16 protein-coding genes are annotated in these 13,711 nt (G+C 71.0%); 11 read left to right on the top strand and 5 right to left on the bottom strand.

Translation table 11 applies throughout. The features are described 5' to 3' along the window. The first annotated feature begins 203 nt into the window (after positions 1–203). The 5 genes from ACH4E8_RS05375 to ACH4E8_RS05355 all read left to right on the top strand — a co-directional run bounded on the left by ACH4E8_RS05375 (position 204) and on the right by ACH4E8_RS05355 (position 4,235). On the top strand, positions 204–371 hold the full coding sequence (locus ACH4E8_RS05375; RefSeq protein WP_398444493.1) for a hypothetical protein: 168 nt from the start codon (positions 204–206) through the stop codon (positions 369–371). A gap of 5 nt (positions 372–376) precedes the next feature. Then, positions 377–1,174 carry a menaquinone biosynthetic enzyme MqnA/MqnD family protein gene (locus ACH4E8_RS05370; RefSeq protein ID WP_398444491.1) on the top strand — a complete coding sequence of 266 codons (798 nt, stop codon included), beginning with the start codon at positions 377–379 and terminating at the stop codon, positions 1,172–1,174. 149 nt (positions 1,175–1,323) lie between these two features. Further along, complete coding sequence (gene mqnC, locus ACH4E8_RS05365; RefSeq protein ID WP_398444489.1) at positions 1,324–2,523, top strand: cyclic dehypoxanthinyl futalosine synthase; 1,200 nt, start codon at positions 1,324–1,326, stop codon at positions 2,521–2,523. A gap of 10 nt (positions 2,524–2,533) precedes the next feature. Further along, a complete protein-coding gene (locus ACH4E8_RS05360) occupies positions 2,534–3,124 on the top strand; it encodes an imidazolonepropionase-like domain-containing protein (RefSeq protein ID WP_398444487.1) in 591 nt (196 codons plus the stop codon). A gap of 418 nt (positions 3,125–3,542) precedes the next feature. Further along, positions 3,543–4,235, top strand: a complete 693-nt coding sequence (locus tag ACH4E8_RS05355; RefSeq protein ID WP_398444485.1) for a demethylmenaquinone methyltransferase — start codon at positions 3,543–3,545, stop codon at positions 4,233–4,235. Positions 4,236–4,304: 69 nt separating this feature from the next. Here the strand turns inward: ACH4E8_RS05355 and ACH4E8_RS05350 are convergent, their stop codons facing one another. Next, positions 4,305–4,844: a GNAT family N-acetyltransferase gene (locus ACH4E8_RS05350; RefSeq protein WP_398444483.1), complete on the bottom strand. Its 540-nt coding sequence runs from the start codon at positions 4,842–4,844 to the stop codon at positions 4,305–4,307. Between the two features lie 100 nt (positions 4,845–4,944). Between ACH4E8_RS05350 and ACH4E8_RS05345 the strand changes: the two genes are divergently transcribed. Next, positions 4,945–6,231 (top strand): geranylgeranyl reductase family protein, encoded by a 1,287-nt coding sequence (locus ACH4E8_RS05345; protein ID WP_398444481.1) that lies wholly within the window; start codon positions 4,945–4,947, stop codon positions 6,229–6,231. A gap of 108 nt (positions 6,232–6,339) precedes the next feature. Next, positions 6,340–7,287 carry a hypothetical protein gene (locus tag ACH4E8_RS05340; protein WP_398444760.1) on the top strand — a complete coding sequence of 316 codons (948 nt, stop codon included), beginning with the start codon at positions 6,340–6,342 and terminating at the stop codon, positions 7,285–7,287. 150 nt (positions 7,288–7,437) lie between these two features. Here the strand turns inward: ACH4E8_RS05340 and ACH4E8_RS05335 are convergent, their stop codons facing one another. Beyond that, the gene (locus tag ACH4E8_RS05335) at positions 7,438–7,941 is read right to left on the bottom strand and encodes a hypothetical protein (RefSeq protein WP_398444478.1); all 504 of its coding nucleotides are present in this window, start codon (positions 7,939–7,941) and stop codon (positions 7,438–7,440) included. A 197-nt stretch (positions 7,942–8,138) separates the two neighbouring features. Beyond that, positions 8,139–8,468, bottom strand: a complete 330-nt coding sequence (locus ACH4E8_RS05330) for a winged helix-turn-helix transcriptional regulator (protein WP_398444476.1) — start codon at positions 8,466–8,468, stop codon at positions 8,139–8,141. Positions 8,469–8,654: 186 nt separating this feature from the next. Between ACH4E8_RS05330 and ACH4E8_RS05325 the strand changes: the two genes are divergently transcribed. Together ACH4E8_RS05325 and ACH4E8_RS05320 are read left to right on the top strand one after the other, a co-directional pair. Beyond that, positions 8,655–9,560: an NAD(P)-dependent oxidoreductase gene (locus ACH4E8_RS05325; RefSeq protein WP_398444474.1), complete on the top strand. Its 906-nt coding sequence runs from the start codon at positions 8,655–8,657 to the stop codon at positions 9,558–9,560. A 27-nt stretch (positions 9,561–9,587) separates the two neighbouring features. Then, complete coding sequence (locus tag ACH4E8_RS05320) at positions 9,588–10,400, top strand: SDR family NAD(P)-dependent oxidoreductase (RefSeq protein WP_398444472.1); 813 nt, start codon at positions 9,588–9,590, stop codon at positions 10,398–10,400. A 74-nt stretch (positions 10,401–10,474) separates the two neighbouring features. On the opposite strand, the gene ACH4E8_RS05315 is transcribed toward ACH4E8_RS05320, so the two are convergent. Together ACH4E8_RS05315 and ACH4E8_RS05310 are read right to left on the bottom strand one after the other, a co-directional pair. Next, a complete protein-coding gene (locus ACH4E8_RS05315; RefSeq protein ID WP_398444470.1) occupies positions 10,475–10,918 on the bottom strand; it encodes a hypothetical protein in 444 nt (147 codons plus the stop codon). Positions 10,919–11,084: 166 nt separating this feature from the next. Next, on the bottom strand, positions 11,085–11,918 hold the full coding sequence (locus tag ACH4E8_RS05310) for a C40 family peptidase (protein WP_398444468.1): 834 nt from the start codon (positions 11,916–11,918) through the stop codon (positions 11,085–11,087). 834 nt (positions 11,919–12,752) lie between these two features. On the opposite strand from ACH4E8_RS05310, the gene ACH4E8_RS05305 reads away from it, so the two are divergent. Beyond that, positions 12,753–13,112 (top strand): NADH-quinone oxidoreductase subunit A, encoded by a 360-nt coding sequence (locus ACH4E8_RS05305; protein ID WP_073792966.1) that lies wholly within the window; start codon positions 12,753–12,755, stop codon positions 13,110–13,112. A gap of 39 nt (positions 13,113–13,151) precedes the next feature. Next, complete coding sequence (locus tag ACH4E8_RS05300; RefSeq protein WP_031035164.1) at positions 13,152–13,706, top strand: NADH-quinone oxidoreductase subunit B family protein; 555 nt, start codon at positions 13,152–13,154, stop codon at positions 13,704–13,706. Positions 13,707–13,711: the final 5 nt, after the last annotated feature.

Genomic DNA, 13,711 nt, shown 5'->3' with positions numbered 1-13,711 from the left:
GAGCGTAGCACGCAGGGTCTTCCCAGCGGTAGAGGGAAAGATCACTTCACTCGGACGCCTGAGGCAATCGCCCTTTTGCTGACGATTCCCTGGTCAGGTAGGGCGCGAACCGGACCGGCGCGCTCCTGGGCGGACGACCCGTACGCGCCCCGACGCCCTGCACCGCAGGTCCCGGGGCTAGCCTCACGATGTGGACAGTCCTCGTGAAGACCGAGAAGGCCGAGAAGACCGAGAAGGCCGAGAAGACCGAGAAGGCGCCGCCGACACCGCACCCGGGCTCCCGGCGCCGGCCTCGGCTCCGCCCGCGGCACCGGCAGCCGACCGCGACCGCCGCCCCGCCCGGCCCCGCGTCGGCCACATCCAGTTCCTGAACTGCGTGCCCCTGTACTGGGGCCTGGCCCGCACCGGCACCCTCATCGACTTCGAGCTGACGAAGGACACCCCCGAGAAGCTCAGCGAACGGCTGGTGCGCGGCGAACTCGACATCGCGCCCATCACCCTCGTGGAGTTCCTGCGCCACTCCGACCAGCTCGTCGCCTTCCCCGACATCGCGGTCGGCTGCGACGGCCCGGTGATGTCCTGCGTGATCGTCTCCCAGGTGGACCTGGAGCAGTTGGACGGCGCGCGCGTGGCGCTGGGCTCCACCTCGCGCACCTCCGTGCGCCTGGCCCAGCTCCTGCTGGCCGAGCAGTACGGCGTCGCCCCCGACTACTACACGTGCCCGCCCGACCTCGGGCTGATGATGCAGGAGGCGGACGCGGCCGTCCTGATCGGCGACGCCGCGCTGCGGGCCGCCCTGCACGAGGCGCCCCGGCTCGGCCTCCAGGTCCACGACCTGGGGCAGATGTGGAAGCAGTGGACCGGGCTCCCCTTCGTCTTCGCGGTCTGGGCGGCGCGCAAGGACTACCTGGCGCGCGAGCCCGAGGTCGTCCACGACGTGCACCGGGCGTTCCTCGCCTCCCGCGACCTCTCGCTGCAAGAGGTCACCAAGGTCTCCGAACAGGTCGCGCGCTGGGAGGCGTTCGACGCGGAGCTGCTGGAGCGGTACTTCCGGACCCTGGACTTCCGCTTCGGTGCCGACCAGCTCGCGGGCGTACGGGAGTTCGCCCGCCGCACCGGCCCGACGACCGGGTTCCCCGCCGAGGTGACCGTCGACCTGCTGTCGCCCCGCTGACGCCGTCGCCTCCGCCGGCCCGGGCCCTCAACCTGGGCCCTCGGGCGGCTGCCGTAGGCTGGAGCGGCCCGCAGGAGGGCCCGTGCGCGATCCGTACGAGCCCCACGAAACGCAGGAACCCCAGGAAAACCGCTGAAAGGTGACAGCCGGTGACCGAGAAGGCCGACCTCCAGTCCGTGCTGGACCGTGCCGCCGAGGGCGGGCGCATCACCCCCGAGGAAGCGCTCGACCTCTACCGCCACGCCCCGTTGCACGCCCTGGGGCGCGCCGCCGACGCCGTGCGCCGTCGCCGCTACGCCGGTACGGAGCACATCGCGACGTACATCATCGAGCGGAACATCAACTACACCAACGTCTGCGTCACTGCCTGCAAGTTCTGCGCCTTCTACGCGGCCCCCAAGGACACCGCCAAGGGCTGGACCCGGGACCTCGACGACATCCTGCGCCGCTGCGCCGAGACCGTCGAACTCGGCGGCACCCAGATCATGTTCCAGGGCGGCCACCACCCGGACTTCGGCGTCGAGTACTACGAAGAGCACTTCTCCGCCATCAAGGCCGCCCACCCCGAGCTGGTGATCCACTCCCTGGGCGCGTCCGAGGTCGAGCACATGGCCCGGATCTCCGGCGTCTCCGTGGAGGACGCCATCCGCCGCATCCACGCGGCCGGCCTCGACTCCTTCGCCGGCGCCGGAGCCGAACTGCTCCCCGAGCGCCCCCGCCAGGCGATCGCCCCGCTCAAGGAGTCCGGCGAACGCTGGCTGGAGATCATGGAGACCGCGCACCGGCTGGGCGTGGAGTCCACCTCGACCATGCTCATGGGCACCGGCGAGACGAACGCCGAGCGCATCGAGCACCTGCGGATGATCCGCGACGTGCAGGACCGGACGGGCGGCTTCCGGGCCTTCATCCCGTACACGTACCAGCCGGAGAACAACCGCCTCAAGGGCCGCACGCAGGCGACGCTCTTCGAGTACCTGCGGATGATCGCGATCGCCCGGCTCTTCATGGACAACATCGCGCACATCCAGGGCTCCTGGCTGACCACCGGCAAGGAGGTCGGCCAGCTCTCCCTGCACTACGGCGCGGACGACCTCGGCTCGATCATGCTGGAGGAGAACGTCGTCTCCTCGGCCGGCGCCAAGCACCGCTCCAACCGGCAGGAGATCATCGACCTGATCCGCAAGGCGGGGCGGGTGCCGGCGCAGCGGGCGACGACGTACGAGCACCTCGTCGTGCACGACGACCCGGCGAACGACCCCGCCGACGACCGCGTGGTCTCGCACATTTCGTCGACCGCGATCGAGGGCGGCACGGCGCACCCGGAGCTGAAGCTCCTCAACGCCAACTGACGACCCCGGCGTGCTGACCATCCACGCGGCGGACCTGCTGCTGCCCGGGGCCGGGCCCGCCGTCCCCGGCGGCGCGCTCGCGGTCTCGGGCCGCGAGGTCGCGGCGGTCGGCCCGTACGAAGAGGTCGCGGCGGCCCACCCGCGGGCCCGGGTACGCCGCTGGTCGGGCACCCTCACGCCCGGCCTCGTCCACCCGCACGGCGCGTGGCTGCTGGAGCACGCGTACCACCCGGACCCGCGCGAGGCCGACGAACTCGGCACCGAACCGCTGACCGGCGCGGCACTGGCGGCGCTGGACACGGACGACGCCCGCTGGGGCGCGAGCGCGCGGCGCGGGGTGCAGCGGCTGCTGGCGCACGGCGTGACGGCGCTGCTCGGTCCGCTGTCCCGACCCCACTCCGCGGCCGCGGTCACCCGCGCGGGTCTCACGGTGCTCCCGGGCCCGCGCCCGTCGCCCCCCGAAGCCCCGTCCTTGCGCCCCCCTCCCACCGCCTACGCCGCCCCCCTCACCCCCGGCGCCCAAGCGACCTTCACGATCTCCACCCCCACGACCCGCCAGGCAACGACTCTGTCGGGCCGCCTCGTCTTCCGCCGCGCCTAAGCGTGCGCTGTTGGGGGCGCGGGGAACTGCGCGACCAGCCACAGACGGCCTGTAGTCGCCGACACTACGTAAACGACAACGGCGCTGGTGCGCCCCTGACGTGCCCGCCGCTTTCCCGCAGGAGCGTTGGTCTCCACCGGCCGGTGGTGGGCTTGTCGCGCAGTTCCCCGCGCCCCTGAACCCGCTGTCCCGCAGGTGGACGATCGGCGGAGCGAAACAGGGGCGGGGAACTGCGCGACCAGCCCGCCACGGTCCGCGGACGAACAAGGGCCTAAGGGCCCCGCGCCCCGGGGCGCCTCCCGCCGAGGTCGCCTGGCAGGTGAGGGTGCCACCCCCGCGTCCCTGGGCCGGTCCGCCGCGGGCGGCCCGTGGGCGGGGCCCCGCGCGGGGCGTCGGGGGCGCGCGGCAGAATGGGGGCGTGAACCGTGCCTCGCTGGACAAGCAGCCCCGAGAAGTCGCGTCCATGTTCGACAGGGTCGCGAAGAACTACGACCTCACCAACGACGTGATCTCGCTCGGACAGGACCGCAGATGGCGCCAGCAGGTCGCCCGCGCCCTCGACGCCCGCCCCGGCGAGAAGGTGCTCGACCTCGCCGCCGGCACCGGCACGTCCTCCCTGCCGTTCGCGCAGGCCGGCGCCTTCGTGGTGCCGTGCGACTTCTCGCTCGGCATGCTCCAGGAGGGCAAGAAGCGCCACCCGTGGCTGCCGCTGACCGCCGGCGACGCCACGAAGCTGCCGTTCCGCGACGGCGTCTTCGACGCGGTGACGATCTCCTTCGGACTGCGCAACGTCCAGGACACCGACCGCGCCCTGCGCGAGCTGAACCGGGTCACCAAGCCCGGCGGCCGGGTGCTCATCTGCGAGTTCTCGCACCCGACCTGGGGCCCGTTCCGCACGGTGTACGAGGAGTACCTGATGCGCGCGCTGCCGCCGCTGGCGCGCCAGGTGTGCTCGAACCCGGAGGCGTACGAGTACCTCGCGGAGTCCATCGAGTCCTGGCCGGAGCAGGACGAACTGGCGGCCATGCTCCAGAAGGCCGGCTGGTCCAAGGTGGCCTGGCGCAACCTCAGCGGCGGCATCGTCGCCCTGCACCGCGGCACCAAGCCGTAACGCACCAAGCCGTACGGAGCCGAAGCGCAGCGCGCCCGGGGGCCGATCACCCCGTGAACACCCCCGGGCTCACGCCGCCGCCCCCGCCTCCCGCGCCAGCTCCAGCCGGAAGCAGTACCCCCGCCGCACCGGGTCGCTCCCCGGCACCTCGTACTCCTCCGCCTGCCGCATCCCGAGCCGCCGCGTCACCGCGATCGACCGCTCGTTGCGCGCGTCGACCATCGCCACCACGCGCTCCACGCCCGCGGCCCGCACCCGCTCCAGCGTCGTCAGCGCCGCCGCGGTCGCCAGCCCCCGCCCCCACGCGCTCCTGGTCAGCCGCCACCCGATCTCTATCTCGCCGTACGGGCCGAAGTCCTCGCGGGGCCAGGGCTGCGCGCCCGTGAACCCGATCGGTGCGCCCGTCTCGTCGAGGATCGTCCACAGGCAGAAGCCCAACTCGGCGTCGTGCCGCCGCTGCCGCGCCGTCAGCTCCTCGTACTCGTAGAGCGCCGCGCTCCGGCCGCCGTGGAACCTCATGACCTCGGGGTCGTCGAAGATCCGGTGCCACACCACGGCGTCCTCGTCGGCGGGGACGCGCAGTCGTACGGCGGGGAGGGGCCTGCTCATGAGGGGAGCCCTTCAGTCGGTCGATCGTCAGGTCCACATAGACTGCCCATGTCCCGTGCCGTTCAGCACGCCCAATTCCGAGTTTTCGGGAGATTCAGCCGTGACCGAGCCCCCAACGGAACACACCGCGGATGTGATCGTCGTCGGCGCGGGCCCGGCCGGCTCCACGACCGCTTACCACCTCGCGAAGGCCGGACTCGACGTCCTGCTGCTGGAGAAGACCGCGTTCCCGCGCGAGAAGGTCTGCGGTGACGGCCTCACGCCGCGCGCCACCAAGCAGCTCGTCGCCATGGGCATCGACATCTCCGAAGAGGCCGGCTGGCTGCGCAACAAGGGCCTGCGGATCATCGGCGGCGGGATGCGCCTCCAGCTCGACTGGCCGGAACTCGCCTCGTACCCGAACTACGGACTGGTGCGCAAGCGCGACGACTTCGACGAGCAGCTCGCCCGGCAGGCGCAGAAGGCCGGCGCCCGGCTGTACGAGCGGTGCAACGTCACCGCCCCGATCGTCGACGACCGCACCCGCCGCATCACCGGCGTCAGCGCCAAGCTCGGCGAGGAGAAGACGCCGGTCACCTTCCACGCCCCGCTCGTCGTCGCCGCCGACGGCAACTCCACCCGGCTCTCGCTGGCGATGGGGCTGCACCGGCGCGAGGACCGCCCGATGGGCGTCGCGGTCCGCACGTACTTCACCTCCCCGCGCCACGACGACGACTACCTGGAGTCGTGGTTGGAGCTGTGGGACCGGCGCGGCCCCGGCCCGGACCGGCTGCTGCCCGGCTACGGCTGGGTGTTCGGCATGGGCGACGGCACCTCCAACGTCGGCCTCGGCGTCCTCAACACCTCCGCCTCCTTCAAGGAGCTGGACTGGCGCGAGGTGCTGAAGACGTGGTGCGCCTCGATGCCCGAGGAGTGGGGCTACGTCGAGGAGAACATGCAGGGCCAGATCCGCGGCGCCGCCCTGCCGATGGCCTTCAACCGCCAGCCGCACTACACCCGCGGGCTCTTGCTCGTCGGCGACGCCGGCGGCCTGGTCAACCCCTTCAACGGCGAGGGCATCGCGTACGCCATGGAGTCCGGCCAGCTCGCGGCCGACGTCATCGTGCAGGCCAACGCCCGCGCCACCGCGGCGCAGCGCGAACTCGCCCTCCAGCGCTACCCGAAGGTCCTCAAGGACACCTACGGCGGGTACTACTCGCTGGGCCGCGCCTTCGTGAAGCTGATCGGCAACCCGAAGGTGATGCAGATCGCGGCGCAGCGCGGGCTCACCCACCCGATGCTGATGCGCTTCACCCTGAAGATGCTGGCCAACCTCACCGACCCGACGGGCGGCGACGCGATGGACCGGATCATCAACGGGCTGTCGAAGGTGGCGCCCAAGGCGTGACCGGAGCGCGGTCCGCGGCTTGACCTTGTCACCGTGTGAAGGCGTGCAGTGGGGCCCGAGCCCGTGCCGCTCGTGGGCACGGGGAAGCACAAGGAGGCCCCTCGCATGATCAGGTCGTACGCCGGCTCCGGACCGTACTGCTACACCCACTCGCTCACGATGGCCGTGGGGGCGGAGCGGATGCCCTCGCCCACCGTCGTGGAGACCCTGACCGGATCCCCCTTCGGGGTCCAGCTGATCGGCGGCACGCTGCCGATGTTCGACCCGTACGGCTGGGACCCCGAGCTGGGTCTGAACCAGGCGGTCGAACTCCTCGGGCTGTCCTGCCGGCACACCTGCGGCGGCACGCCGGCCGAGGCGCTGGCTCGGCTCCGGGAGGCCGCTGCCCGCGGGCCGGTGCTGGTGGGGCCGGTGGACATGGGGCTGCTGCTGTACCGCCCGGGCACCCCGGACCCCGGCTTCGGCGACCACTACGTGGTGGTGCTCGCGGTCGAAGGACCCGAGGACGAGTCGGCGACGGTGCTGCTGCACGACCCGCAGGGGCACCCGTACGCGACGACGTCCGCCGCCGCGTTCGTCGAAGCCTGGTGCGCCGAGAAGGTCGCCTACGTCGACGAGCCGTTCGTCCTGCGGACGGACTTCGTGCGGGAGCGGGACGTCACGGACGAGGAGGCGCTGCGCGCTTCGCTGCCGGGCGCGGTGGCGTGGCTGGCCGGGCGGGACGACCTGCCCATGCCGGCCGGCACGCTCGGCGGCGCCGCCGCGGTCGAGGGCCTGGCCGAACTGGTCGCGCAGGGGCTCGACCCGGAACTGCGCGGCCTGCTGTCGGAGTTCGTGATCCGGGTCGGCACCCGTCGCCTCTCCGACGCGGCGGACTGCCTGGCGCACCTGGACCTCACGGCCGCGGCCCGGGTGGCGGCGGGCCAGGCCCGGATCCTGGGATCGCTCCAGGAGCCGCTGGTCACCGGGGACGACGACGGCCTGAGGGCCGGCCTGGCGCGACTGGCACCGGGGTACGAGACGCTGCGGCGGACGCTGGCGGCGGCCCTCGACTGACCGTCGGCACGGCGGTGCGGGATGGTGGCGCGCGCGGACGCTTCAACCAGCGCGGGCCGCCGTGCCCGTGGCACCGGGCGCGCCCCTGACCGTACGGTCCGGTCATCGGCGCGCTCGCCGCACCGTTCGCCGCACCACCCACGGCACCGCTCACGGCTCGATGCGGTCGCGGAAGTTGATGCAGCCCTCCAACTCGGCGGTGTGCCGGCCGCCCGCGACGTCCACGGACACCGCGGCGAACGCCATCCGGTGGCTGTCCCACTTGTCCGTGACCCGGTCGATCGTCAGCCGCACCGGCACCCGCGTTTCGGCGACCTGGCGGTGCAGCGACAGCTTCAGCGAGGTGACGAGGATGCGCTTGCGCGCCTCGGGCAGGTCCACCCTGGGGAGGGTGGCGAAGGCCGAGATGTGGTCGTTGGTGTACGCGTAGAGCATCGACGCCAGGGTGTGGTACGACACGATCTGCGCCAGGATCGAGCCGTGCAGCACCGGTCTGTACGGGGCGCTCTCGCTGACGTCCGCCGTGAGGTCCACGTCGAACACCCCGTGGTAGGCGACGCCGTCGTAACTCATGTCGGTGGCCGACCACGGGGTGTGGCACCAGGCGGCGGCCAGATCCTCGTTGATCTTCAGAAAGCTGGGTTGGTCGGACACTGCGGTCACCTCTCGGCTGTCGGCTTCCCTCACGGTTCCTCGTCCCGACCGCCGGCGGCGACCGGTGCTCGGACCGCTGGTCTACCCGCGCCTTCGCCGACACACCGGACGTACCCCCCGAACCACCCGAAGTGGGGAGCGCGCGGAATGCCCGCGGGGCGCCGAGGGGGCGAAGAAGTCACACCGTGCGTACCGGCTCACGGAATTGCCGTGATGCGCTCCATGTGCTCCTCGCCCCAAGCGCCGAGGGGGGCGAGCGCGGCGTTGAGGGAACGCCCGAACTCGGTGAGCGAGTACTCCACCTTCGGCGGCACCTGGGGGAATTCCTCGCGGTGGATCAGCCCGCTGTGCTCCATCTCCTTCAGTTGCAGGATCAGCATCCGCTCGCTGATCCCCTCGACCGCGCGCCGTAGTTGACCGAAGCGCAGCGGCCCGTCGGCCAGGTAGAAGAGGATCAGCCCTTTCCACTTGCCGCCCATGACGGTGATGGCGGCGTCCAGTCCGCAGGTGTATTTCCGCTGTTTCATCGCGCTGGCTCAGCTCCGCCCTGACAAAAGTGTGAGTACCCAACAGAATTGTAGGTACTTGATCATTTTTTGATGGCGTTCCAGCATGGTGGAAGGCGTCATTCGCGCCCCTTCTTCCCACCCTTTGCCCAGTTCCGCCATGCCCTTGTGCCATTCGGCGCGCCCACGAACCGGAGAGATCCCCAGATGTCCACGCCTGCCGCCCGTCTCGTCCCTTCCACCACACCCAACACACCCGTCACTGTTCTGGGGCTCGGCTCGATGGGCAGTGCCCTCGCCGCCGCCTTCCTCGCCGCCGGCCACCCCACCACGGTCTGGAACCGCACCGAGGCCAAGGGGGCGGCGCTGGCCGCCCGCGGGGCGACCCACGCGCCGTCAGTCGAAGCCGCCGTTGCCGCCAGCCCGTTGGTGATCACCTGCTTCTCCACGTACGACGCCACCCTCGGCGCGCTCGCCCCGGCCGCCGCCGCCCTGCGCGACCGCACCCTGGTCACCCTGAACAGCGGCTCGTCGCAGGGCGCGCTGGAGACGGCCGAATGGGCGGCGGCGAACGGCGCGCGCTTCCTCGGCGGCGTGGTCAAGAACGTCCCCCAGGCGGTCGGCCTGCCCGACACCCAACTCCTCTTCGCCGGCGACCGGGCCGTCTACGACGCGCACGAGCCGGTGTTGAAGGTCCTCGGCGGCGACACCGTCCACCTCGGCACCGAACCCGACCTCGCCGTCTTCTACGAGTCGGCCGTCGGCGCCACGCTGCTGCCCGCGCTCGTCGGCTTCTTCCACGGCGCCGCGCTCGTCACCGCCCGCGGACTGCCCGCCAGCTCGATGGTGCCGATGAGCATCAAGTGGGTGCAGATGATCGCCTCGATCCTCCCGGCGCTCGCCGAGGAGATCGACGCCGGCGACTACTCGCGCCCCTTCTCGTCCGTCAACGTCTTCCACGACGGAATGGCCAGCGAGACCCGCGCGGCCGAACTGGCCGGCCTGGACACGACCTGGCTGGAGCCGCTGCACGACCTGATCCGGCGCGCGGTCGCGGAGGGCCGCGCGGAGCAGAGCATCGCCGCCCTGACCGAAGTCCTGCGCGGCAAGTGAGGCGGCGGGCGTCGATAGGGTCACCTGATGAACTCGACGCCATCGACGCCCCCGACGAACGCCGCGCCGCCGACGTACCTCGCCGAACTGTTCTCCCTCCAGGGGCGAACGGCCCTGGTCACGGGGGGCAGCTCGGGCATCGGCCGGGCCATCGCCGGCGCGCTCGCCCGCGCGGGCGCCTCCGTCGTGGTCCTCGCCCGTCGCGAGGCCGAACTCGTCGCCACCGTCGACGAACTGACCGCGGCCGGCTGTCGTGCCGCCTGGGTCAGCGCCGACCTCGCCGACCGCGCCGCGGTGCGCACCGCCGCCGAGGAGGCGGTGGCCGCCTTCGGCGAGCCGGACGTCCTGGTGAACGCCGCCGGAGTCAACATCCGCCCGCCGCTGGGCGAACTCACCGAGGCGGAGTGGGACACCACGATGGCGGTGAACCTGACCGCCCCGCACCTCCTCGGTCAGCGCTTCGGGCCGGCCATGGCGGCCCGCGGCCACGGCCGCATCGTCCACGTCACGTCCCAGCAGGCGCACCGCGCCTTCGTCGACAGCGGTGCGTACGGCGTCTCCAAGGGCGGGCTGGAGTCGCTCGCCCGCTCGCAGGCGGAGGCGTGGTCCCGCCACGGCGTCACCGTCAACACGCTGGTGCCCGGCTTCGTGATGACGCCGCTCAACGCCCGGCTCTCCAGCGACCCGGCGAAGGTCGCCGCCCTCGCGGCCCGCACGATGACCGGGCGCAACGGGCTGGTGGAGGACTTCGCGGGCGCGGCGGTCTTCCTGGCGTCGGCGGCGTCCGCGTACGTCACCGGGCAGGCGATCTTCGTGGACGGCGGGTTGTCCGTGCACTGAACGTCGACTGCTCCCCTGCCTCCGGGCGGGGGAGCAGCTTTGCGCACGCAGTCACAAGACCCGTCAGACAGGCCCTACTCGAAGACGACGCCCGGCTGTTCGCCCTCGGCCAGGACGACGTTCTTGGACTCGTTGTACGCCGTCCACTGCACGGTGGCCTGGTCACCGGCGTGGAAGGGGGTAGTCCCCGGGAGGAAGCCGGTGACCACCTCGTTGGCGATCTGCCAGGTGCCGTCGCACAGCGGAACGCCGGGCGTCGGGCTGCCGGCGGGGGCGTCCCACTTGTCGATGGTGGTGCGCACGTAGTGCTCGTGGCCCGGGCCGGACTGCGCGGCGTGCAGCTCGATCGCGGCCACGCCGGAGTTCGGGGCGCAACGGTAGGCGACGTGGAAGGTGTTCGGGTCGGCGGTGGCCGACAGCACCTTCACCTGGGGCGCCGGGACACCCACGGTGGCGGGCTGGGCGGCGGCGGGCAACACCGTGCCGGCGAGTACGGTGCCGGTCGCGGCAATGGTCATCACGGCTCTTCGTATGGTGATCACGAGCCGGACACTAACCCAGCTTCCGCGGAACCGCTCGTTCCTTTAGTGATCATCGGCCCGGGCGGAGACGCGACAGGGCCGCGGCTCCGCCCCCGAGCGGGGGAGCCGCGGCCCTGTGCGTGCGTTGAGCGGGCGGTACGGGTCAGAGCACCCGGACCGCGCCGGTCGCCGGGTAGCCCGACAGGTCCTGGATGACCACGCCCTTGCGGGAGTTGGCGGCGTCGAGGTACTTGCCGTCACCGATGTACACGCCGGTGTGGTACGCGCTGCCCGCGGCACCCCAGTAGAGGATGTCGCCGACCTTGAGGTTGCTGGTGCCGACCTGGCGGCCGGCGGTGGACTGGTCCTGGGAGACGCGCGGCAGGTCGATGTTGGCCTGGCGGAACGCGGCCTGCACCAGGCTGGAGCAGTCCCAGGAGTTGGGGCCGGTGGCACCCAGCACGTAGGCGTCGCCGACCTGGGCCTTGAGGAAGGCGATGACCTTCCCCACGGAGCCGGAGGCGGCGGTGGAGCTGCTGTTGCTGCTGCTGGAGGAGGCGGAGGAGCCCGCGGTGGTGGTGGCGCCGGAGAGCGAGGTGCGCTCGGCGGCGCGGGAGGCCCGCTCCTGCTCCGCGGCGCGCTTCTTCGCCTCGGCCTTCTCGGCCTCCGCCTTGCGGACTGCCTCGGCCTTGGTCTTCTTCGCCGTCTCGGACGCCTTGGTCGCAGCGGTGTCCTCGGCGAGCCGCAATTCCTGCTCAAGTGCGGTCTGCTGCGAGTTGGCCGCGGACTGCTGGACGACGTGGGAGATGGAGGACGCCACGTCGAACGCGGGCATCTCGACGGTCTCGGTCACGGGGTCGGCGCTCGCCGGCGCCGCCGCACCGGCCACGGCGATGGTGCTGAGGACGCCACCGGCAACTCCGGCGCGCAGCGCGAGTGCAGAGGCGCTGCGCTGGCGGGGCTTCCGGTGGCTGGGTATGTGAGCGGTGTGGGACATGAGTACACCGTTATCAGCCGTACATAGATGCCATCAAGAAACGTGGGGTGCGCCACAGTTGCGACCGGAATTAGCCAATCCGCTTCCGGTCGAGCCTTATTGACGCCGTAACGGGCAATACGGACATTCATGATCACGCCCGTGAGCATGTGGTTTCAATAAAAGGTCCGAATTGCCCTTCGCCTAGCACCTCGACGCCCCGTTGGCCAAGCCCGCTTTCCCGCCACCCGTTCGCGTGTGGCGCAGGTCACAGGGTCACGGGGAAGTCACGAAGTCCTGTGCCTCCTGTGTGCCTTGCCGACAGGAGTTCGTGAACTCGTGCACGCATCGACCTCACGGGCACCACGAGTGATCCCGTCGTCGCGGTGCGGTGTGGAGGTGCGCGCCGGGGTCCCGTCCGGCGCCCCTTTCCGGGCCGCCCCGGTTCGCCCCGCGTCCACCCCTGTCCGCCCGTACCTCCGCGTGGGTGAGGCGATGTCGGGGAGGCGCCTTTTATCACCCGAAGCGGTCGATCGCCAATTTGCCCGAATGGGTTGCCCCCTGATAGTGGATCATGCCTCCGACCAGCGGCAACTCCCTTGGATGTCACGCGATGTGACGCCATGAACGCTTCACGTACGAAGATCACTCCTCTTTTGAGCGCATGATCGTCTTGCGGGTGGTGGAGATCACAAAGGCGATGCACGACCCCGTGTCGCAGATCACAGACCGACGGGCATAGGATGCGGGGCAATCGGGCTTGTGAACTGCCTCACATGTAAGCGATCTTCGAGGCGGCGAGCCGAACGGCCCGGTGCGGTCCACGGTCAGCGACGACTGGAAGGAGCGAGGAGGGTGAATGCCTACGCGCCCATCCTTGTACTCGGCGCCCTCGGGGCAGGGTTTGCGATCTTCTCCGTGGTCATGGCCACGCTGATCGGCCCAAAGCGCTACAACAGGGCGAAGCTCGAAGCGTATGAGTGCGGCATCGAACCGACGCCGACTCCGGCCGGTGGTGGTCGATTCCCCATCAAGTACTACCTGACGGCGATGCTCTTCATCATCTTCGACATCGAGATCGTCTTCCTCTACCCCTGGGCGGTCAGCTTCGACGCCCTGGGTCTATTCGGGCTCGTGGAGATGCTGCTCTTCGTGCTCACCGTCTTCGTCGCCTACGCGTACGTGTGGCGGCGCGGCGGCCTGGAATGGGACTAGGCCGTGTCTGACAAATCCCGTCTGGGCTGAGGAGCACCCATGGGACTCGAAGAGAAGCTTCCGAGCGGTTTCCTGCTGACCACGGTCGAGCAGGCTGCGGGCTGGGTGCGCAAGTCATCCGTCTTCCCTGCGACGTTCGGACTGGCCTGCTGCGCCATCGAGATGATGACCACCGGCGCCGGCCGCTACGACCTCGCCCGCTTCGGCATGGAGGTCTTCCGCGGCTCGCCGCGGCAGGCCGACCTGATGATCGTCGCGGGCCGGGTCAGCCAGAAGATGGCGCCCGTGCTGCGGCAGGTCTACGACCAGATGCCCAACCCCAAGTGGGTCATCTCCATGGGCGTGTGCGCCTCGTCGGGCGGCATGTTCAACAACTACGCCATCGTGCAGGGCGTCGACCACGTCGTCCCGGTCGACATCTACCTGCCCGGCTGCCCGCCGCGCCCCGAGATGCTGATGGACGCGATCCTCAAGCTGCACCAGAAGATCCAGGGCTCCAAGCTCGGCGTGAACGCGGAGGAAGCGGCCCGCGAGGCGGAGGAAGCGGCGCTGAAGGCGCTTCCGACGATCGAGATGAAGGGCCTGCTGCGATGACCGAC

The organism is Streptomyces sp. NPDC017979 (assembly GCF_044328175.1).
Classification (GTDB): domain Bacteria; phylum Actinomycetota; class Actinomycetes; order Streptomycetales; family Streptomycetaceae; genus Streptomyces.
This window is presented reverse-complemented; position numbering and strand designations above follow the sequence as displayed.